Consider the following 20,436-nt stretch of genomic DNA (forward strand, 5'->3'; position numbering starts at 1 on the left):
GAATGAGAGACTTTAACAGAATTATTTTGCTTCTTATATACAAGTATCTACAATTTTGTTGTCTGCAAAGTCAAAAAGTATCTTATCGAAATGCACTGAAACTTTGAAAATTATGCAATATTTTAAACGCTCTTGCGTTAGAATAAGCAGCTATTTTTCCACCCTATGTCATTAAGTCGATCCTTATGAAGCAGCACTTTCCTTTAAAAGATATCCAGCAAGAAAAGCGCATTTATCGAGGACGAATCTTTTTTGCCGTAGGTCTGGTTATCGTTTGCTTATTAGTGCTGATTAGCCGATACGCTTATTTGCAAATTTTTCACTACGACGAATTTTCTACTGCATCTGATAAAAACCGAATTCGCTTACAACCACTTCCACCAGCTCGTGGTTATATCTATGATCGAAATGGTGTATTACTGGCAGATAATTATCCTGTTTTTACAGCAACATTAAGTAAAACAGATGTGGAAGATGCCGACCATGTTGTTGAGCAGCTACAGCCTATTTTAGATCTCACACAAGAAGATATTGACCGCTTCAAAAGTCGTATAAAAACTGCTCGAAAAACTGAACGTGTCGCGATTAAACTTAATTTAACTGAAGCCAATATTGCAAAGTTCAGCGAAGCTAAATATAAATTTCCTGGCGTAAGAATCGAAACGCAAATGACCCGTTACTATCCACACGGTGAATTATTTGCTCATGTGATTGGTTATGTCGGGCGTATTAACGATAAAGAATTAAAAAGTATTGATAAAGATTTATATGCTGGAACCAACCTAATTGGAAAGATTGGAGTTGAGAAAAGCTATGAAGATTTGCTACACGGCACACCAGGTTATGAATCTGTTGAAGCAGATGCTCACAGTAACATATTGCGCCATTTAGGCCGTAAAGACCCTACTCGTGGCAATGACCTCTATTTATCTTTAGATTATGGTTTACAGGTTGTTGCATCTCAACAGCTCGCAGGCCGTCGTGGTGCCATTGTCGCTATCGACCCTCGTACTGGTGAAATTCTAGCTTTAGTATCTAGTCCAAGTTTCAACCCTAATTTATTTGTGACTGGTATTAACCATAAAGATTATAGTTCTTTACGTGATAGTTTAGATCAACCGCTTTATAACCGTGCTGTACAAGGTGCATATCCACCAGGTTCTACCATTAAACCAATGGAAGCAATGGGTGGCTTACACTACGGTATTGTAAACTGGTCAACAGCAATTTCTGACCCTGGTTATTTTCACTTACCTGGTGATTCTCATAAATTCCGCGACTGGAAAAAAACCGGTCATGGCATCGTAAACATGCATAAAGCCATCATTATGTCATGTGACACCTATTTTTATATTCTTGCCCATCAAATGGGTATTGATCAAATGAACCAATGGATGCGTCAATTTGGGTTCGGTCAAAAAACAGGTGTCGACTTACCAAGTGAAAGTGAAGGTCTTTATCCAAATCCTGAATGGAAAATGCGTACTCGCAAAGCCAAATGGATGAAGGGCGAAACTATTTCTGTGAGTATTGGTCAAGGTGCATTTACAGCTACACCTTTACAACTTGCTATGGCGACTGCAATTACAGCCAATCATGGTTCTCATGTCACCCCTCATGTTTTACGGGCAACTCATGGTGCAAAACCATTTACTGTACGTAATGCACCTGATGGCAAAATTAACTTCAATGGAACGGATGAAGACTGGGTTCAAATGCGCGATGCCATGATTGACGTAATTCAATCAGGTACTGGCCGAGGCATTCGTACACCTCTCTATCAAATTGCAGGAAAAACAGGAACTGCACAGGTTAAAAGTATTGCACAGGGTAAACGCTACAATGAGTCAGCCCTGAGCGAACGCCAACTTGACCATGGTTTATTCGTTGGATTTGCACCTGCTGATAAACCAGAAATTGCGATTGCCGTGATTTGGGAAAATGGTCGTCATGGTGGTTCGGCTGCTCAACTTGCAAGACCTATTTTTGATTACTGGCTATTAACTCGTAAGAAAAATCCAGTCCGACCAGCAAACCATCAAGTCAATGGTGGACTGATGACCGCTGGAATTAAGCCAGGTGAACTCTCAAGCGGCGGCGAAGTTGCTAGCTCTACTCCAGCATCAACTACTTCACCTGCAGCTTCAACACCACAGGCTACCCCAGCTCGCCCTGCCACCAATGAGGTCGATGACTAATGAAAAATCAATTACGTATTATTGGTGGCGAATGGAAAAGGCGAGTCCTTCCCTTCGCTAGCATTGATGGTTTACGCCCAACCCCAGACAGAGTCCGTGAAACTCTATTTAACTGGCTCATGTGGGATATTCAAAATGCGCATGTGCTTGATATCTGCACAGGCTCTGGCGCATTAGGCTTTGAAGCGTTGTCACGTGGTGCTGCGTCAGTTTATATGATTGAACCAGACAAAACTCAGGCACGTTTTTTAAAAGATAACGTTGAGCTATTAAAAGCCCAAAAATGTCATTTAATTAATGCGACTGCTCAACAAGCATTACCCCGTTTAAAAGAACAATTCGATGTTGTGTTTCTAGATCCACCTTATAGTCTAGATTTATGGCAAGAACTTTCAAACTTGGCAGAACCACATATTAAAAAGAATGGGTATATTTATGTGGAAGCTGATCGAGATTTATCTCAACTTCTCCTCCCTTCAACGTGGCAACAAGTTAAAACAACGAAAGCTGGTACCGTTCATGCAGGGCTTTATCAGAAAGTAGCTGAATAAAAAAGGTAGGCTAGTGCTACCTTTTACTTTTAAAGTTATGACTAACTTAATCCAATCACTGCAACAACTGCTGCACAGGCGCCAACAATTTTTTTGCCATATGGCACATATCGTGTAAGCGCAGCACCTAATGCCAATCCACCGACATAAATTAAGGCCATAGCTGCAACCATACCTGTTACTAATGCCACGACATGGCCTGCGTGTGATAACTCAACACCATGTGCTATGCCATGAAAGCTTACAAGTAATGCCGCAGCTATAGGTAAAATCCGATTTGATTTTGTCCATAGAGCAATTGCTGTAACAACTAAAGAAGCAACAATTCCATATTCAGCGACATTTGCAGGCACTAAGCCTTGAGCACCAATTAAAAAGCCAATAATTAGGGTAACACTCAAAGTCATTACACCTACAATTTTCCATTGCTTAGCTGCTGACCAGAGTAAAACACCGAAAGCTAAAGCCATTACTAAGTGATCTAAACCAGTAAATGGATGAATAAAGCCTGCCATAAAACCCGAATGTTCATGGTCATGTCCTGGGTGTGCCATTACAAGTGTAGGTAACAATGCAAGGAGCCCTATGCCCCATTTTTTAATGAAGTTCATAATCTCTCCTTAAGCTTTAAATAGCCCTTGTTTCTCGATAAATTGAATAATTTCTTCAAGACCATCTTGCGTTTTCATATTTGAAAATAAGAATGGCTTTTCTCCACGCATGCGTTTCGCATCTTGATCCATCACATCAAGATTTGCACCGACCATTGGCGCAAGGTCAGTTTTATTAATAATCAGTAAATCTGATTTGGTAATGCCAGGCCCGCCTTTACGAGGAATTTTTTCTCCGCCTGCCACATCAATCACATATAGAGTTAAATCAGAAAGCTCAGGACTAAATGTTGCAGCTAAATTATCGCCACCACTTTCAATGATAATGAGTTCTAAGCCTTCAAACTTTTCACACAAATCATCAATTGCAGCCAAGTTAATTGAAGCATCTTCACGAATTGCTGTATGAGGACAACCACCTGTTTCTACACCCACAATACGATCTGGCGACATCGCTTCATTACGGGTTAAAAAGTTTGAATCTTCTTTGGTGTAAATATCATTTGTCACCACAGCCATGTTGTATTTATTACGTAAGGCTAAACATAAATTAAGTGTAAGCGCAGTTTTACCCGAACCTACCGGTCCGCCAATTCCAACTCGTAATGGACTACGTTCTGTCATGATTTTTATCCTTCTTTCCTAAACTTAAGATCTGAATAACCGTGAATATTGTGTTTCGTGTTTCATGCTCAGCATCGCATAACGAGGTAAAGCACTACTTAATTGCTCATCAGCAAGTTGCAAGGCTTTTTCCACAGCTTGGGGCACTAAACCATGTAAGTGCCATAAAATTCTTTGCCCAGCCATTTGCCCTAAAGGAACAGTTTTTACTGCTGCTAAAACCTGATTTTCTAAAACGGTAAAGGTATAAGCTGTGAGCACGTCAACATCGTTAAGCCCAAGTCGACCACAGAGCTGTGCATAGACAGGCACAAAACCAAACTGCTTTTTAACTTCAACAGGTTCTTTTAAAACATCTCTAATCCACGCATTCAAAGAAAATGCTAGCTGCTGAGACTCTGCCAAAAGCTCTTTGCTTTCTCGACTTGCTTTATATAAATTTGCCCAAACCAGAAACTGATCTTGGTCATCATGATATTGCATGAGACGTTTTAATACTGGTAGCTCAAACCGTACTAACAGCATTTCCAGCACTTCTTCAAAATAAGCAATTGCTGAGGTTTCATTGTGTATTAAGCCAATATCGATGGCTGTTTCTACACCTTGTGAATAACAATATGCTCCAACTGGCAGTGCCGTAGAAGATAATGTCAGCAATTGAAGTAATTGCGCTGCGTTATGAATGGACATGATGCAAAGCTTTGATTGGGCTTAAGCGGTGGTCATGACTATGCTGTGCATAGGCGCCGCTTTCAGGTTCAAACGGATGTTCAGTTTCTGAGACTGTAAGCCCCAGTCCCTCTACCATTTCTGCAAGCACATGATCAGGTTCAAAATATAAAGCTGTAGGCGTCAACATTAATGGCACATGTCTGTTACCAAGGTGATAAGCCGCTTTAAGCAAATCAAAATCGCTTGCTGCACTGACTTGCATCAAATGTTCAGGCTTAGCATCTACACGTAGTACATCACCTTGTTGAGTTGCAATATATGAACCACTACGCAAAATGCCAGTACGTGGTAAATCAGCACCAATATCTACACCACTCACTAAAGTCGCCCGAAAGCGAGATTTTTGGCGTGTATCAAAAGTCAGTTCAACCGTTTCAAATGTTTGATCAGGAGAAATATGTTCAAGGCGTTGTGTATAGATTTTCATTTAGCTCTTCTCTCCTTATTTATTTCATTCATATGTATAAATTAACGAGGTAAATCACCCCGATAAAACTCATCAAAACAAGAAATAACGCTGCGCCATGGGTAATACTTCAGCAGGTTCACACGTTAATAGCTCACCATCAGCTCGTACGTCGTAAGTCTCGGGATGTACATGCATGACAGGGCAATATGTGTTGTGTTTCATGTCATTTTTGCTAATTTGGCGCGTGTTTTTACACGGACTAATTAGCTTCTTGAGGTTTAATTTTTCAGCAACTTTTTCATCAATCGCTGCTTGAGATAAAAAGGTAATACAAGTGTTATGAACACCACGTGGATAGGCACCAAACATTGGACGGTAATGCACTGGTTGAGGTGTCGGGATTGAAGCATTAATATCACCCATCGGCGCTGCTGCAATCATGCCACCTTTAATAATCATCGAAGGTTTCACACCAAAAAAGGCTGGCTTCCATAACACTAAATCAGCAAGTTTTCCGACTTCAATCGAACCGACTTCATGGCTTAGACCATGGGTAATTGCTGGGTTAATTGTATATTTGGCAATGTAGCGTTTAACACGATTGTTATCATGAAATTCATTGTCACCCTCTAAAGGACCACGTTGAATTTTCATTTTATGGGCAGTTTGCCAAGTACGTAAAATCACTTCACCCACGCGACCCATCGCCTGAGAGTCCGATGACATCATGGCAATCGCGCCTAAATCTTGCAAAATATCTTCAGCGGCAATGGTTTCACGGCGAATACGGCTTTCTGCAAAAGCAATATCTTCAGCAATTGCAGGGTCTAAATGATGGCAAACCATAAGCATATCTAAATGCTCATCAATGGTATTAATCGTATAAGGTCGCGTTGGATTAGTTGAAGATGGCAATACGTTACTTTGCCCAATCGCTTTTAAAATGTCAGGTGCATGCCCACCACCCGCACCTTCGGTATGGTAGGTATGAATCGTACGATTTTTAAATGCGGCTAAAGTTTCTTCTAAAAAACCGCTTTCATTTAAAGTATCTGTATGAATTGCCACCTGCACATCAAACTCGTCCGCCACACTCAAGCAGTTATCAATAGCTGCTGGTGTTGAACCCCAATCTTCATGCAGCTTTAAGCCAATCACCCCAGCTTTAATTTGCTCTCGAATTGGGTCTGGTAAACTCAAATTACCTTTACCTAATAGACCAATATTCATCGGCAAATCATCAATGGCCTGTAACATGGTAGCAATGTGCCAAGGTCCCGGAGTCACGGTAGTTGCAGAGGTTCCTGCTGCTGGTCCTGTACCGCCACCGACCATTGTTGTTGTACCCGACATTAACGCAGTTTCAACTTGTTGAGGACAAATCCAATGAATATGCGTATCAATACCGCCTGCTGTTAAAATTTGCCCCTCACCCGCAATTACTTCTGTTGCAGCTCCTAAAGGAATCGTAATGTCAGGTTGAATATCAGGGTTGCCAGCTTTTCCGACTTTCCAAATTCGGCCATTTTTTAAGCCCACATCAGCTTTAACAATTCCCCACCAATCCACGATTAAAGCATTGGTAATGACCGTATCAGCAACTTCATCAGCTAAAAGCTGTGATTGCCCCATCCCGTCACGAATAACTTTTCCACCACCAAATTTAACTTCTTCACCATAAGTCGTTAAGTCTTGCTCAACTTCAATAAAGAGCTCTGTATCAGCCAAACGAATACGATCACCAACCGTTGGACCAAACATCTCAGCATATGCACGACGTGACATTTTCATAACTTATTACTCATCTCTTTCATTATAGTTGTTATGTTTAATCCAACTTACCCATGACGCGGCCTGCGAAACCATAAACTTCTCGTTTACCGACCAAAGCAACAAGCTCCACTTCTCGAGTTTGTCCCGGTTCAAAACGAATTGCTGTACCAGCTGCAATATTCAGTCGAAAACCCTTCGCCATTTCGCGATCAAACTGTAATGCATCATTTGCTTCATAAAAATGAAAATGAGAACCCACCTGAATAGGCCGATCACCAATGTTGGCAACTACAACTCTTAAAGTTTGTCGCCCAACATTCAGTTCAATATCGGCATCTGGGGTGATGATTTCGCCGGGGATCATAAGCGTTCCTTTTATACGATTGGCTGATGAACAGTGACTAATTTCGAGCCATCTGGAAAAGTTGCCTCGACCTGAACCTCAGCAATCATTTCTGGCACACCATCCATTACATCTTCGCGCTTTAATAAAGTTGTACCGTAATGCATTAAGTCACTGACCGTCATGCCGTCTCGTGCACCTTCAAGTAAAGCTGCTGAAATAAAAGCAATAGCTTCCGGATAATTCAGTTTCAAACCACGAGCTTTACGGCGCTCAGCCACTAAGCCCGCAGTAAAAATGAGTAACTTATCTTTTTCTGTTGGATTGAGTTCCATTTCTCTTTCCTAAATAGCATCTAACTTTCTTTAAGCAAAATACGTGCTCAAAAACAGCATACTTGTTTTAACTGTTTTTTAAATACGCAATTTAACGTAACTTAGGTTTTCCAAATTCTTGGAAATTCTTCTTCTAAATCAAACCAATAATGTCTTAATCTTGCTCGTATAGCTGCAAATGTATCATGACAATGTCGGACATCATTTCCCAAAAAACGGGCAGAAACCACATCATCCAATAAGGTTAATGTGACAGGCGCCTGCATACGCATCATTAATTCTCGAATGAGTTCTAACTGTTGTTCTAAGTAAAATGATGACCGATATTCCTCAGGAGCCACTGCCCAAAAGCTTCCCATTACGGCTTGATTATTCATGCCTAAACATGAACTCAGCCAACGATCTTCTCCTTCAAAATACAATGTATCTGCGACCAACAATTTATGTTCCCGCCACAATTTAAATTGGTTGTGATAACTCCCCTGAACAAAACGCTCAGCACGTGCCTGCCGCCCAAGTACCAGCATATCCCACCCAATAAAACTTGCAGCCTGATCAAGATAAATATGAGTTTCTGAATGCGCTAAAGCCCCATCAAACAACATCGTTTCTTGTGGAACCCATTCTAAAATGGACTGATCTTTCACTTGTAAATGAATATGCTGAAAAGCTTGCTTCCCATTGGTTTTGTACCATTTCCCTGCTCCAGGAGTCGTTACTACCGCATGAGCTTGATCTTTAGTTTCAATTTCAAAAGTAAGATGATCTCCTCCTGCAATTCCTGCTGGCGGATGTACAATAATCGCATGGCATACACCGGTTCTTTCAGGCCAGAGCATTTTTTGCACCCTAACAGGGCCACAATGCTTTCTATGACTCATTATGGTGCGTGAATTTTCAAAACAAAAACCGAGTTCTAGTTGCGCATACCAAAATGGTGCTGAAGAATTTTTTGAAAACGGTTGTGCCTGATTCATTCTGGGTCATATGTTCAAAAGAAGTGCTTAAACCTATAAGCAAAATACGCACCAAATATCAAAATAAGGCAATTGATAAAATTAGATACAATTTTTCGATTTTAATGAGTTAAAAAATAATCAATGTCTAACATAAAACCACAGTAACTTATGGAATTGTTTATACAATAGCGCCCATCCTCGCTCTTATAAATTTTTCCATGAAAATCTTTTTCGTGTTAGTACCATTTGTATTTTTAACTGGGTGTATTTTTGGCCAATCTAGTGAGGTCAAACGTGCAGAAAAACTATTAAATAATTTTCAATGTAAAAATGTTGAAACAAGTGAAATACCTACAAGTTCTATCAATTCTTATTACCAACAAACTTTAGCAGTCAGTAAAGACAAAGCAACCTCTTATGTAAAAAGCTATAACGATGGTGAAGAATTATTCGCTATGCCTTTGGATGAAGTGGTAAAGCAACAATATGAACTTTATAAATCAGCATGTGACTCTCTAGGTGGAGTTTCAGCGCAACCGTAATTTATAAGGTATTCATTAAATTGTTTTAGTGGATACCTGCTTTTTATTTTTGTTCTAATAATTATTCAAAATTTACTCACTTTACCTTTTGTTAAAATTAAATTACATACTTAAACTTTTATTAAGCTCTCATATTTCATAGCCTGTTTACTTGTTTTTTATTTATTTTCCGAGGTTTAGATCATCATGAAAAAAACATTATTATCAGTTGCACTTGTAAGTGCTCTTCTTGTTGCTTGTAGCAAAAACGAAAATAAAGCCGATACAACAACACAAGCCTCTGCTCCAGCACAAACTACAGAGATGAATAACAATGCAGTAGATACCGCGCATACAGCCGAAAACTCACTAGATTGGGACGGAACATATAAAGGCACTCTTCCATGTGCAGACTGTGAAGGTATCAAAACTAAATTAGAGTTAAAAGATAATAAAACTTATGAATTGACTGAAACCTATCTTGGCAAAGGTGATAAGAAACCATTTGAAACCCATGGTACGTTTACTTTTGACAAAGATAATACTTCTGTAATTACCTTAGATGATAAATCTCAAAACCGTAAATTCTTCATTGGTGAAAATACGGCAACCGCTTTAGATATGGAAGGTAAGAAAGTTGAAGGCTCTTTAGCTGAGCACTATGTATTGAAAAAATAATTATTTTTAATAATAAAAAAACCCGCTCATGTGAGCGGGTTTTCTTTTGAAATCAATTCTTAGTGAGCTGCGAATTGGTTCATTGTATTTTTAGCATCATCATGTGCTTTAAGTGCGTTGTCACCAGAGAATATTTCTTTGTGATCATCACCGATATCAGACCCCGCCATTGCTTGGTGTTTCACACAAGCGATACCACCACGGATTTCTTTACGTTGTACGCCAGCAACATAAGCCAACATACCTTCAGAACCGAAGTAACCTTGTGCAAGCTCATGTGTAGAAAGAGCAGCAGTATGGTAAGTAGGAAGTGTGATCAAGTGATGGAACACACCCGCTTCACGAGAAGCATCTGCTTGGAATGTACGGATCTTAGCGTCTGCATCAGCAGCTAATTCAGTAGCATCGTACTCAGCGCTCATTAATTTAGCACGGTCGTAATTCGATACATCTTTACCTTCAGCAACCCAACGATCGTAAGCTTGTTGACGGAAGTTTAAAGTCCAGTTGAATGATGGGCTGTTGTTATAAACAAGCTTAGCATTTGGAACAACTTCTTTAACACGGTTAACCATGTGAGCGATTTCTTCTACGTTTGGAGTCGCAGTTTCAATCCAAAGAAGGTCAGCACCATTTTGAAGGCTAGATACACAGTCAAGTACAACACGGTCAATTTGCGTGTCAGCACGGAACTGATATAAACCAGAAGCTAAACGCTTAGGACGGTGTAATTTACCATTACGTTTAATCAAGATTTCGTCTTCTTGAGCATCAGCAATGTCAATTTCAACAGTGTCTAAGAAACCAATGTATTGAGAAGCAATGTCACCTGGCTCTTTAACCACTGGGATTTTTTGAGTCAAGTCAGCGCCTTCAGAGTCAGTACGTGCAACGATGATACCGTCATCAAGACCCATTTCTAAGAATGCATAACGTAATGCATGGATTTTAGAGATGAAATCTTCATGTGGAACAGTTACTTTACCAGCTTGGTGACCACATTGTTTCGCATCAGATACTTGGTTTTCGATTTGAAGCGCACAAGCACCAGCTTCAATCATTTTACGAGCAAGTAAGTAAGTCGCTTCTTCGTTACCGAAACCAGCATCGATGTCCGCAATAATTGGTACGATGTGAGTTTGGAAACCATCGATTTGAGCAGTGATTTCAGCAGCTTTAGCAGTATCACCAGCTTCGTTTGCTTTTTTAAGCGCACGGAATAAATCGTTTAATTCTTTTGCATCAGCTTGACGTAAGAAAGTGTAGATTTCTTCGATCAATGCAGGTACTGAAGTTTTTTCGTGCATAGATTGGTCAGGAAGTGGACCAAACTCAGAACGAAGAGCAGCAACCATCCAACCAGAAAGGTAGATATAGCGACGTTCAGTAGTACCGAAGTATTTTTTATTCGCAATCATTTTTTGTTGTGCGATAAAACCGTGCCAGCAACCTAATGATTGAGTGTATTTGCTAGAGTCAGCATCATAAGCAGCCATATCACGACGCATAATCGCAGCTGTATATTTAGCAATGTCTAAACCAGTTTTGAATTGGTTTTGCATTTGCATACGTGCAGCATCTTCTGGGCTAATATCGCGCCAAGTGCTACCGAATTTTGCTTTTAGTTCGCGGATTGCATCAATCGCTGTTTGATATGTAGTCATGATATTGTCCTGTATTCATTTTAGGATTTCATCGATTAAAGCCTAGAGTCATGTACTTAAATTTCTTATGACACCAGCTGCTTCTTCATGAACACAGCTTAGACTTAGCCAATCAATTAATCCAATATCCTTTATTAATCTTCAGTATTTATTTAAAAAATGTACCGATAAATCGATATTATAGATAAAACCAAAAACTTTAACGCTTTGTTTATAAAAATAAAATTATTCTAAAGGAGTATAGAATTTTATTCTAAAAACTTAGTAAGTCTTATTTTTATACAATTTCTGAAGTTTTTTCCACCCATTTTTAACCTTAAAAGTCAATTGTAAATTAGGCTATTATGCCAATGTTAAAAGTCAATTTTCATGCTAGAAAGTAATAAGTTATATATAAATATATTCTATTTGTCACCTTCATACTTAAAAATGCTGAAAAGACAATAAAATCGAGCGTTTGAAGTACTTTTTACACCTACTTAATTCCTACAAAAAATGTCGTTTTTCTCATCATTTTTTCACACAATAGTTATTAGATATGGCATAATTTGAAACAATTTCAGGGTTTTATTTTCGGTATTTTTTTTATGAATCTGGAGCGAGTAGATCTTAATCTATTAATATATCTTGATGTACTTCTTCGTGAAAAAAATGTTACACGCGCAGCCGAACAACTTGGGGTAACTCAGCCTGCCATGAGTAATATTTTACGTCGCTTACGTAATTTATTTAATGACCCTCTTCTTATCCGTTCTTCTGAAGGGATGACTCCAACAGAACGTGCTCTTGAATTACAACCTCGTATTCGCGATGCACTTGCTGATCTCTCCATGATTTTGGAACCCCGTACCGAATTCCGCCCTTATACCAGTAATCGCGTTTTCCGCATTATGACATCGGACTATGCCGAGGCAACTTTAGTTCCTCGTCTTGTAAAAGCGCTCCGCTCTGAAGCTCCAAACGTTGTTCTTGATTTTCTTACACCAAGTGATGTGTCTTATAGAGACATGGAACAAGGTAAAGTTGATCTCGCAATTAATAGATTTAATGAAATACCGCAAAGTTTCCATCAGGTTTTAGTTTGGCGTGATAGTTTCAGTTGTATTCTTAACGACAAACACCCTGCTGTGACTCATCTAAATTTGAAAAGCTATTTAGATGCACAACATATCTGGGTTTCTAAAACAGGTATGGGTGTAGGTTTTGGCGTAAACCCCGACAAACAAGGTGGTTTAGGTTGGATTGATCAAGCATTAGAACGTATTGGTCAGCGTCGTAAAATTTCTGTATTTACTCGCCACTACCAAATGCCAGCGTTACTTGCTCAAAATGTAGACCTTATTGCCACCCTCCCAACACGGATGGCACGCCTACAAACACAAAATCCTAAACTGGTTATAAAGGATCCTCCTTTTTATATTCCAGAGTTCGAACTTAAAATGGCTTGGTGTCCGTTATTACATCATCACCCTGCTCATCGCTGGCTGCGCCAACTTATCTTATTTGTTGCTCGTCAAATGATTGAAGAGGAAAACCGTGAATTTCTAACCAACAATTCACAATTTTCTCACTATTAAATAAATTTTAATTTAATTGTCGATTTCAGGCGCTGGGCAATCAATCTGATTACCTCAGCGCTTTTTTATGTTAAAACATAGTCATAATAATGATGAATCTCAGGTGATTTGTGAGTCTCTTTCAAAATATCATTATCATCGTACTGCTTATCATCGGAGCAGGCTTTTTATCTTTAACCGAAATTGCACTAGCCGGTGCCAGAAAAGTTAAGCTAAAAATTCTAGCCGAAGCGGGTGAAGAACGTGCCCAACAAGTACTAGATTTACAAGAACAATCTGCTGACTTTTTTGCAGCCTCTCAAATTGGTCTAAATGCAGTCGCGATTTTAGGCGGTATTTTAGGTGAAGCTGCTTTTCGTCCTTATTTCGTCACTTTAGTGGACCGCTTCTACGCAGGTCCCTGGACACAAACAATCGGCTTTGCCCTATCTTTTACTTTAGTGACATCACTGTTTATTTTATTTGCCGATCTTATGCCAAAACGTTTGGCTATGATTGCACCTGAAAAAATTGCAATTAGTGTTATTAATCCAATTCAGGTTTTTATTAAGGTTTGCAAACCTTTAGCTTGGGGAATTAATGCAATTGCCAACCTGCTATTCCGTTTATTTAAAGTGAATACAACCCGAGAAGACAACATTACTTTTGATGATATTTCAGCAGTAATGGATGCAGGCGCTCAAGCAGGCGTACTTCAAAAACAAGAACATCACTTTATCGAGAATGTTTTTGAATTAGAAGAACGCAACGTACCTTCGAGCATGACTACACGTGAAAATGTTGTTTATTTCACTTTAAATGAACACGAAGATAGCATTCGCCAAAAACTAGCAGAATATCCTTATTCAAAATTTTTGGTATGTAATGAAAATATTGATCAGGTCATTGGTTACGTCGATGCCAAAGACTTTCTTGTTCGCATTTTAAATAATCAATCTCCAACACAATTGAATGAAACAACCATTCGTACTGTTTTGATGATTCCCGATACCCTAACCCTTTCGGAATTACTTGATCGTTTCCGCTCTACAAAAGAAAAATTTGCGGTTGTAATAAATGAGTATGCGCTTGTCGTTGGTGTTATTACTTTAAGCGATATTATGATTACAGTTATGGGCGACTGGGTAACCCCAATTGAGGAAGACCAGCAAATCATTAAACGTGATAATAACTCATGGTTAATTGATGGCAGCACACCAATCGATGACTTAAGACACGCACTTGAAATTGACGAAATGCCTGATGAAGAAAATTATGAAACATTAGCAGGCTTCATGATGTACCGCCTACGCAAAATTCCACGTCCAGCAGATTTTGTAGAATTTGGTGGATACAAGTTTGAAGTAGTCGATGTTGATCATTTTAAAATTGACCAGCTCCTTGTAACTCGAATTTTAGAACAAACCGAAGTACATTCATCAATTGATGAAAACTGATTTATATTAATTTAAATACCTCACAATTTTATGTGGGGTGTTTTTTAATCTAAATAAATTTTTCAAATATATGTAATAATTATTTTAGATTCATAAATTCAAGTTGCTCTTTTAATCTAAAAGCAATATTATTTAAATCATCACTTATATTAAATCTTAAACACTGAAAAATAATAGAATAATCCATATATCCCAATTAGCACGAAGCGACTAAGCCCCAATTTACATTACCACCAAACTTATGTAACTTAGCTCAAAGCCAGTCTTTAAATGGTTCTCCTTCTCATCTTACTCATCAAAACATATATAATGAAAAAAAATATCATATAATTTTTATTTTTATAAAACCTTTATAATCCATTATAATGAGTTATATTTATTATATGCTTACTATAATCCTAATATATATGTTCAGTATTTCGCCTAAATATACCTCTCCAACTGAATATATATTAACCAAATAAACTAAATATATTATTTGTCTTTTTAATAAAAATTAATAAGAATAACCAAGGTCAGAGTTTTGAATAAACTTGTTCAGTAAAACTATAGGCAAAGGATTGATTGTATGCTGACATTACTTGGTGTTGGCATGATTTTGTGCTTCATGTACTTAATCATGTCCAAACGTTTAAGCCCTATTATTGCTTTAATTCTCATCCCATTTATTTTTTCTCTTATTGCCTGGGGCCTAGGTCACTACTTTGAAAGTTTGAGTCACATTGAACTCAAAGGTCTCAGTGAGATGATGCTAGAAGGCATCAAAAAATTAGCGCCAACTGGCGTAATGCTTTTATTCGCAATTTTATATTTTGCCTTAATGATCGATGCAGGTCTTTTCGATCCACCGGTTAAATGGATTTTGAAAAAGGTTAAAGGTGATCCTTTAAAAATCACAATGGGAACCGTGTTCTTAACCACAATGGTTTCTTTAGATGGTGATGGCTCAACAACTTATATGATTTGTGTAGCTGCAATGCTGCCACTTTATCAACGCTTAGGAATGAATACACTCATCATGACTGCACTTATGCTGTTATGTAGTGGTGTAATGAACCTAACACCATGGGGTGGGCCTACAGCTCGTGCTGCAAGCGCCCTGCAAATTGATCCAAGCCACATTTTTGTACCAATGATTCTTCCTATGGTCATTAGTATTGGTTGGTTATTCTTCTTGGCATATTTATATGGTCGTTACGAGCAAAAACGTTTAGGCGTTATTGAGCTTGAAAGTCACCATGGCGACAATATTACCGTATCGAAAGATCCTGAAGCGACTCGCCCACATTTACGCAAAGTAAATATGGTGCTCACAATCATTCTTATGATTGCTTTGATCAAAGGCATTTTGCCTATGTCTGTATTGTTCATGATAGCGTTCTGTATCGCAATGCTCATTAACTACCCAGATGTTGATATGCAGAAAAAACGTATTGCAATGCATGCAGACAGTGTCTTAGCTGTTGTGGGCTTAATTTTCGCAGCGGGTATTTTCACAGGTATCTTATCTGGTACAGGTATGGTTGAGGCGATGTCTAAAGAGTTCGTCGCAATGATTCCTCCGAGCATGGGCCCATACCTTGCACCGATTACTGCTTTAGTAAGTATGCCTTTGACATTCTTTATGTCAAATGATGCTTTCTTCTATGGCGTTTTACCTATTCTTGCTGAAGCTGCTTCACATTATGGTATTAGTGCAGAAGCGATTGCTCGCGCTTCGATTGTAGGTCAACCTGTACACTTGCTATCACCTCTTGTTCCATCAACCTATTTGTTATGTGGTCTTGCTAAAGTCGATTTTGCTGACCATCAAAAGTTCACTTTAAAGTGGGCATTTATAACTTGTATGGTATTGATGGGAACCGCTTTAGTGATTGGTGTTTTCCCACTCTTTAGCACGCTTTAATTATTCATATGCAATAAAAAAGCCCCAAACGGGGCTTTTTTTTATTTCTGTACATATTCAATTAAGTGATCTAACACAATGTGAAAATGCAATGTAATGTCTTCTTCTAAAATTTTATAGGCATTATCGAATTGCACCATTGGCCAACCTTCTTTCCAAAATGGAAAAATATTGTGTAGACCCTCAGTCACGATCGCATCTTCACGACTAATCGCTTGAGCAACTTGAGCTAAAACCTGAGCGGTTTCTGCCCCATCCATCGCTAAATAATCAAGACCACGTGCTTTAAAAATACGGATACGGTCTTTTTTATAACGAATCTTTTTCGCCTGACCTGAATTCAAGCCTAATGCCAACGTAGCAGCTTCTACAAACTTGTCTTCAAAGTTTGCGCTTAATGCAACTAAAGCCTGTTTATGTGCTTCTTGACGCCCAGCTTTCCCCCCATTACGGATAATCTCATTTGCTTCCGTATCAAGCTTATCTTTTTTCATAGACTGTAAAATGTCTAAAATTTCGATATCGCTTAGAGATTCAGGAGATTGCTCAAACATAGGAGTCCTTATACATAAAACTAAAGGCATATTCTCTCATAAAAGCGATACTAAAGCAGAGTAAAATTTTAAATAGCCTATTAACTTGACTATTTTTATAGTTCTAACTTCAGAGACTACACTCATAAAATCAGATAATTCTTTGGTTATAATTTTAATTATTTGCAAAATTAATTTTACCCAGATAATATAGTTTTACCCAGATAAAATATACAGCTAAAATGAATACTAAAATCACCTATACTGCTTTCACTGGAAGCACGCTTATTGCGAGTGACTCCCTAGTTGAACTTGCAAAAAAACTCAAAGATCTTCCAAAAACAACGGAAAATATTCTGATTTTTAATGATCAAACAGGTCAACAAATTGATCTTGATCTTTCTGGTTCAGAACAAGAATTTCAACAACGTTATGCTGAACCGGAAGAAATTAAAAAAGTTGGACGACCTAAACTCGGAGTAATTTCTCGTGAAATCACTTTACAGAAAAAACATTGGGATTGGTTAGATCAACAAAGTGCGAGTGCATCAGCAGTAATTCGTAAGTTAATTGATAAAGAGTTAAATAACCCAAATTCTGAAGGTAATATTATGCTCGCTAAACAAGCCATCGACCGTTTTATGTCTGCCATGTTGGGTAATATGCCAAATTACGAGGAAGCAACACGCGCCTTATATCAAGGTGATCGAGATATATTTTTAAAGATGATTCAGAGCTATCCTAAAGATTTAAGAGAATATTTAACTTTAAAAACTCAAAGTATTTTCTAAACCCAATAAAAAAAACCCGCTTCCGCGGGTTTTTCAAAATCAATTCAATCTACTAAAGACGGACTAATTCCACAACTTTTTCAACTGCTTCTTCTATCGTTTCAGCAGTAACTTCTGTATCTATGCCATCCACAACCGTAGTGATAACCACAACACCTGTCTCACGCAATAAAATAATTTGCTCAGCAGTTAAGTTGGCTTTTGCAATCGCAACTACACCTTGTTGGATCAATAAGCTTTCTAAAACTTGAGCTTTCTCGATTAACTGTGCAGAAATCCCAATCACCGCAGGTTTTTGACCTAGACGTGCAGCACGATCTTCAGCAGTAACAGGATTGCTATGTGCAGTCCACTCTACCGCAGACTCAACCATACCCGCACCAACCGTTACATTGCTTAAACGATCAATGAAAATAAATGAACCTGTATATCGTGAATCTTGATATTGATCAAATACAACTGGTGCATCAAACTCAACAACAACGTCTGCAATTGCATTTAACTCAAGCTCTTCAACCTGAGTATGCTCAAGCGTATTCACATTCACACGATAGTGAATGTTAGTTACTTTGGCAGGAACAGTCTGTGTACCAATTTTAACGTTGTACAACTTGCCTTTCACTAGTGGATGTTCATTCATCCATACTACTGAAGCACGAACACTGCGAGAAATTAATGGCTGTTCGCCTGCACGTACTAATACATTGCCACGGCTAATATCAATTTCATCATTCAACGTTAATGTAACGGCTTGACCCGCAACAGCTTGGTCCAGATTTCCATCAAATGTTACGATTTCTTTAACTGTTGAACGCTTACCTGATGGTAATGCAACAATTTCATCACCCACATTGATTTCACCTAGAGCCACAGTACCAGCGAAACCACGGAAATCGAGGTTTGGACGGTTCACGTATTGAACAGGGAAACGAAATTCGTGTTTGTTTGATTCACGACTAATTTCAACTGACTCAAGAATGTTCATCAAGGTTTGACCCTTGTACCAAGCTGTATGCTCAGAAACATTTACCACGTTATCGCCATTTAAAGCAGAAATCGGTACAAATTGAATATTGGCTGGACGACGATCGCCCAATTGACTTACAAAAGCATCATATTCAATCTGAATTTCAGTGAAGCGTTCAGGTGAATATTCAACCAAGTCCATTTTATTAATGGCAACAACAATATTCTTAATACCAAGCAAACTTGCAATAAAAGTATGACGACGTGTTTGTGTTTGCACACCATAACGCGCATCAATCAAGATAATTGCAAGATCAGCTGTTGATGCACCTGTTGCCATGTTACGGGTATATTGTTCATGCCCAGGTGTGTCAGCAATAATAAACTTACGCTTTTCCGTTGAAAAATAGCGGTAAGCCACATCAATGGTAATACCCTGCTCACGCTCAGCTTGCAAACCATCTACAAGCAATGCCAAGTCTGGTGCATCACCTGTGGTTCCTACTTTTTTACTATCACGCGTTACAGCTTGCAATTGATCTTCGTAAATCAATTTTGAGTCGTAGAGTAAACGTCCAATTAAAGTACTTTTACCATCATCTACGTTACCGCAAGTCAAAAAGCGCAGAAGGTCTTTTTGTTCATGTTGCTTCAAATAGGCCAAGATATCTTGACTGATTAATTCTGATTGATGAGACATTGCTCAAACTCCACAAATTTAGAAATTGTCTTAGAAATAGCCTTCTTGCTTTTTCTTTTCCATTGAGCCCGCTTCATCATGGTCAATCATACGACCTTGACGCTCAGAACTCGTGGCTAAAAGCATCTCTTGGATAATTTCAGGTAACGTATCTGCTTCAGACTCAACTGCACCAGTTAATGGATAACAGCCAAGCGTACGGAAACGTACAGACTTCATCTGTGGAACTTCACCCTCTTTTAAACGCATACGCTCATCATCAACCATGATTAACGTACCACTACGCTCTACAACTGGACGAACAGCAGAGAAATAAAGAGGAACGATTTGAATATTTTCTAAATAGATATATTGCCAGATATCCAACTCAGTCCAGTTAGATAAAGGGAATACACGAATACTTTCACCTTTGTTCACTTTACCATTGTAAAGATTCCAAAGTTCAGGACGCTGGTTTTTCGGATCCCAACGATGCTTACTATCACGGAATGAATAAACACGCTCTTTCGCACGTGATTTTTCTTCATCGCGGCGCGCACCACCAAAAGCAGCATCAAATTGATATTTATCCAAAGCCTGTTTCAAAGCTTGGGTTTTCATAATATCTGTGTATTTTGAGCTACCATGATCGAATGGATTAATTCCAGCTTCGCGACCTTCTTTGTTCTGATGAACAATTAAATCAAAGCCATGCGTTTTTGCCATGTTATCGCGAAATGCGATCATCTCTTTAAATTTCCACCCAGTATCTACATGTAATAATGGGAATGGAAGTTTAGCTGGATAAAATGCTTTTAACGCAAGATGAAGCATTACCGCCGAGTCTTTACCAATTGAGTAAAGCATGACCGGATTTTCAAATTCAGCAGCAACTTCACGGATAATATGAATGCTTTCAGCTTCAAGTTGCTTGAGATGTGTGAGTCTTGATTCAGTCATGAACACGTCCTTCTCTATCCATTTTGCCCATAAAATCTAGAAGTGGTATTACACCACCACGTAGAAGACCATGTGGAGGAACGAGTGCCATAACAACTCCAATTTTTCGTGATAGATAATCCAACTATAAGCCTATATAAGGCTTATAGCATTAGTTATGCATTATAGTGATTTAAAACCGATTCCTTTT

General features: G+C 38.6%; 21 protein-coding genes. 8 read left to right on the forward strand and 13 right to left on the reverse strand.

Annotated features, from left to right (window positions below):
- Positions 1 to 185 precede the first annotated feature (185 nt).
- Positions 186 to 2,198, forward strand: a complete 2,013-nt coding sequence (gene mrdA / locus WA249_RS13390; protein ID WP_336169375.1) for a penicillin-binding protein 2 — start codon at positions 186 to 188, stop codon at positions 2,196 to 2,198.
- On the forward strand, positions 2,198 to 2,749 hold the full coding sequence (rsmD, locus tag WA249_RS13395) for a 16S rRNA (guanine(966)-N(2))-methyltransferase RsmD (protein WP_336169377.1): 552 nt from the start codon (positions 2,198 to 2,200) through the stop codon (positions 2,747 to 2,749). Before mrdA ends, rsmD begins: the two co-directional genes overlap by 1 nt.
- 41 nt (positions 2,750 to 2,790) lie before the next feature.
- On the opposite strand, the gene WA249_RS13400 is transcribed toward rsmD, so the two are convergent.
- From WA249_RS13400 to WA249_RS13435, 8 genes are all read right to left on the reverse strand, one after another.
- Positions 2,791 to 3,360: a HupE/UreJ family protein gene (locus WA249_RS13400; protein ID WP_336169379.1), complete on the reverse strand. Its 570-nt coding sequence runs from the start codon at positions 3,358 to 3,360 to the stop codon at positions 2,791 to 2,793.
- Between the two features lie 9 nt (positions 3,361 to 3,369).
- A complete protein-coding gene (ureG, locus tag WA249_RS13405) occupies positions 3,370 to 3,984 on the reverse strand; it encodes an urease accessory protein UreG (protein ID WP_002117800.1) in 615 nt (204 codons plus the stop codon).
- 24 nt (positions 3,985 to 4,008) lie between these two features.
- Positions 4,009 to 4,674, reverse strand: coding sequence for an urease accessory protein UreF (locus WA249_RS13410; protein WP_336169381.1), 666 nt, complete (start codon positions 4,672 to 4,674; stop codon positions 4,009 to 4,011).
- Positions 4,661 to 5,143, reverse strand: a complete 483-nt coding sequence (gene ureE / locus WA249_RS13415) for an urease accessory protein UreE (RefSeq protein ID WP_336169383.1) — start codon at positions 5,141 to 5,143, stop codon at positions 4,661 to 4,663. Before ureE ends, WA249_RS13410 begins: the two co-directional genes overlap by 14 nt.
- Before the next feature lie 72 nt (positions 5,144 to 5,215).
- Entirely contained in the window at positions 5,216 to 6,916 is a 1,701-nt protein-coding gene (ureC, locus tag WA249_RS13420; protein ID WP_336169386.1) for an urease subunit alpha, read from the reverse strand.
- A gap of 37 nt (positions 6,917 to 6,953) precedes the next feature.
- Entirely contained in the window at positions 6,954 to 7,262 is a 309-nt protein-coding gene (locus WA249_RS13425; protein ID WP_336169388.1) for an urease subunit beta, read from the reverse strand.
- 11 nt (positions 7,263 to 7,273) lie between these two features.
- Positions 7,274 to 7,576: an urease subunit gamma gene (ureA, locus tag WA249_RS13430; protein WP_002117495.1), complete on the reverse strand. Its 303-nt coding sequence runs from the start codon at positions 7,574 to 7,576 to the stop codon at positions 7,274 to 7,276.
- Positions 7,577 to 7,677: 101 nt separating this feature from the next.
- Positions 7,678 to 8,553, reverse strand: a complete 876-nt coding sequence (locus WA249_RS13435) for an urease accessory protein UreD (RefSeq protein ID WP_336169389.1) — start codon at positions 8,551 to 8,553, stop codon at positions 7,678 to 7,680.
- Positions 8,554 to 8,753: 200 nt separating this feature from the next.
- On the opposite strand from WA249_RS13435, the gene WA249_RS13440 reads away from it, so the two are divergent.
- Together WA249_RS13440 and WA249_RS13445 are read left to right on the forward strand one after the other, a co-directional pair.
- On the forward strand, positions 8,754 to 9,077 hold the full coding sequence (locus WA249_RS13440) for a hypothetical protein (RefSeq protein WP_336169391.1): 324 nt from the start codon (positions 8,754 to 8,756) through the stop codon (positions 9,075 to 9,077).
- Between the two features lie 186 nt (positions 9,078 to 9,263).
- Positions 9,264 to 9,734, forward strand: a complete 471-nt coding sequence (locus WA249_RS13445; RefSeq protein ID WP_336169393.1) for a copper resistance protein NlpE — start codon at positions 9,264 to 9,266, stop codon at positions 9,732 to 9,734.
- Between the two features lie 59 nt (positions 9,735 to 9,793).
- On the opposite strand, the gene WA249_RS13450 is transcribed toward WA249_RS13445, so the two are convergent.
- The gene (locus WA249_RS13450; RefSeq protein WP_252609648.1) at positions 9,794 to 11,398 is read right to left on the reverse strand and encodes an isocitrate lyase; all 1,605 of its coding nucleotides are present in this window, start codon (positions 11,396 to 11,398) and stop codon (positions 9,794 to 9,796) included.
- Between the two features lie 587 nt (positions 11,399 to 11,985).
- Between WA249_RS13450 and WA249_RS13455 the strand changes: the two genes are divergently transcribed.
- The 3 genes from WA249_RS13455 (at position 11,986) to WA249_RS13465 (ending at position 16,317) form a co-directional block, all read left to right on the forward strand.
- Positions 11,986 to 12,975 carry a LysR family transcriptional regulator gene (locus WA249_RS13455; RefSeq protein WP_003653025.1) on the forward strand — a complete coding sequence of 330 codons (990 nt, stop codon included), beginning with the start codon at positions 11,986 to 11,988 and terminating at the stop codon, positions 12,973 to 12,975.
- A gap of 110 nt (positions 12,976 to 13,085) precedes the next feature.
- Complete coding sequence (locus WA249_RS13460) at positions 13,086 to 14,411, forward strand: hemolysin family protein (protein ID WP_336169398.1); 1,326 nt, start codon at positions 13,086 to 13,088, stop codon at positions 14,409 to 14,411.
- A gap of 568 nt (positions 14,412 to 14,979) precedes the next feature.
- Positions 14,980 to 16,317 (forward strand): CitMHS family transporter, encoded by a 1,338-nt coding sequence (locus WA249_RS13465; protein WP_336169400.1) that lies wholly within the window; start codon positions 14,980 to 14,982, stop codon positions 16,315 to 16,317.
- A gap of 41 nt (positions 16,318 to 16,358) precedes the next feature.
- Here the strand turns inward: WA249_RS13465 and WA249_RS13470 are convergent, their stop codons facing one another.
- Entirely contained in the window at positions 16,359 to 16,871 is a 513-nt protein-coding gene (locus WA249_RS13470; protein WP_336169402.1) for a hypothetical protein, read from the reverse strand.
- 221 nt (positions 16,872 to 17,092) lie between these two features.
- On the opposite strand from WA249_RS13470, the gene WA249_RS13475 reads away from it, so the two are divergent.
- Complete coding sequence (locus WA249_RS13475) at positions 17,093 to 17,641, forward strand: DUF2239 family protein (protein ID WP_336169404.1); 549 nt, start codon at positions 17,093 to 17,095, stop codon at positions 17,639 to 17,641.
- A gap of 52 nt (positions 17,642 to 17,693) precedes the next feature.
- Here the strand turns inward: WA249_RS13475 and cysN are convergent, their stop codons facing one another.
- Genes cysN through WA249_RS13490 form a run of 3 tightly spaced genes read right to left on the reverse strand, consistent with a single transcriptional unit; the run spans position 17,694 to position 20,370 of the window.
- Positions 17,694 to 19,307: a sulfate adenylyltransferase subunit CysN gene (gene cysN, locus WA249_RS13480; RefSeq protein WP_336169406.1), complete on the reverse strand. Its 1,614-nt coding sequence runs from the start codon at positions 19,305 to 19,307 to the stop codon at positions 17,694 to 17,696.
- A 30-nt stretch (positions 19,308 to 19,337) separates the two neighbouring features.
- Positions 19,338 to 20,246, reverse strand: coding sequence for a sulfate adenylyltransferase subunit CysD (gene cysD, locus WA249_RS13485; protein ID WP_336169408.1), 909 nt, complete (start codon positions 20,244 to 20,246; stop codon positions 19,338 to 19,340).
- Positions 20,239 to 20,370 (reverse strand): hypothetical protein, encoded by a 132-nt coding sequence (locus tag WA249_RS13490; RefSeq protein ID WP_336169410.1) that lies wholly within the window; start codon positions 20,368 to 20,370, stop codon positions 20,239 to 20,241. Before WA249_RS13490 ends, cysD begins: the two co-directional genes overlap by 8 nt.
- Positions 20,371 to 20,436: the final 66 nt, after the last annotated feature.

This window comes from Acinetobacter sp. 161(2023), assembly GCF_037027805.1.
Taxonomy (GTDB): Bacteria; Pseudomonadota; Gammaproteobacteria; order Pseudomonadales; family Moraxellaceae; genus Acinetobacter.

Excerpts from the sequence above, each read along its gene's own strand:
- mrdA (WP_336169375.1), top strand. The coding sequence starts at position 186 with ATGAAGCAGCACTTTCCTTTAAAAGATATCCAGCAAGAAAAGCGCATT.
- rsmD (WP_336169377.1), top strand. The coding sequence starts at position 2,198 with ATGAAAAATCAATTACGTATTATTGGTGGCGAATGGAAAAGGCGAGTC.
- WA249_RS13400 (WP_336169379.1), bottom strand. The coding sequence starts at position 3,360 with ATGAACTTCATTAAAAAATGGGGCATAGGGCTCCTTGCATTGTTACCT.
- ureG (WP_002117800.1), bottom strand. The coding sequence starts at position 3,984 with ATGACAGAACGTAGTCCATTACGAGTTGGAATTGGCGGACCGGTAGGT.
- WA249_RS13410 (WP_336169381.1), bottom strand. The coding sequence starts at position 4,674 with ATGTCCATTCATAACGCAGCGCAATTACTTCAATTGCTGACATTATCT.
- ureE (WP_336169383.1), bottom strand. The coding sequence starts at position 5,143 with ATGAAAATCTATACACAACGCCTTGAACATATTTCTCCTGATCAAACA.
- ureC (WP_336169386.1), bottom strand. The coding sequence starts at position 6,916 with ATGAAAATGTCACGTCGTGCATATGCTGAGATGTTTGGTCCAACGGTT.
- WA249_RS13425 (WP_336169388.1), bottom strand. The coding sequence starts at position 7,262 with ATGATCCCCGGCGAAATCATCACCCCAGATGCCGATATTGAACTGAAT.
- ureA (WP_002117495.1), bottom strand. The coding sequence starts at position 7,576 with ATGGAACTCAATCCAACAGAAAAAGATAAGTTACTCATTTTTACTGCG.
- WA249_RS13435 (WP_336169389.1), bottom strand. The coding sequence starts at position 8,553 with ATGAATCAGGCACAACCGTTTTCAAAAAATTCTTCAGCACCATTTTGG.
- WA249_RS13440 (WP_336169391.1), top strand. The coding sequence starts at position 8,754 with ATGAAAATCTTTTTCGTGTTAGTACCATTTGTATTTTTAACTGGGTGT.
- WA249_RS13445 (WP_336169393.1), top strand. The coding sequence starts at position 9,264 with ATGAAAAAAACATTATTATCAGTTGCACTTGTAAGTGCTCTTCTTGTT.
- WA249_RS13450 (WP_252609648.1), bottom strand. The coding sequence starts at position 11,398 with ATGACTACATATCAAACAGCGATTGATGCAATCCGCGAACTAAAAGCA.
- WA249_RS13455 (WP_003653025.1), top strand. The coding sequence starts at position 11,986 with ATGAATCTGGAGCGAGTAGATCTTAATCTATTAATATATCTTGATGTA.
- WA249_RS13465 (WP_336169400.1), top strand. The coding sequence starts at position 14,980 with ATGCTGACATTACTTGGTGTTGGCATGATTTTGTGCTTCATGTACTTA.
- WA249_RS13470 (WP_336169402.1), bottom strand. The coding sequence starts at position 16,871 with ATGTTTGAGCAATCTCCTGAATCTCTAAGCGATATCGAAATTTTAGAC.
- WA249_RS13475 (WP_336169404.1), top strand. The coding sequence starts at position 17,093 with ATGAATACTAAAATCACCTATACTGCTTTCACTGGAAGCACGCTTATT.
- cysN (WP_336169406.1), bottom strand. The coding sequence starts at position 19,307 with ATGTCTCATCAATCAGAATTAATCAGTCAAGATATCTTGGCCTATTTG.
- cysD (WP_336169408.1), bottom strand. The coding sequence starts at position 20,246 with ATGACTGAATCAAGACTCACACATCTCAAGCAACTTGAAGCTGAAAGC.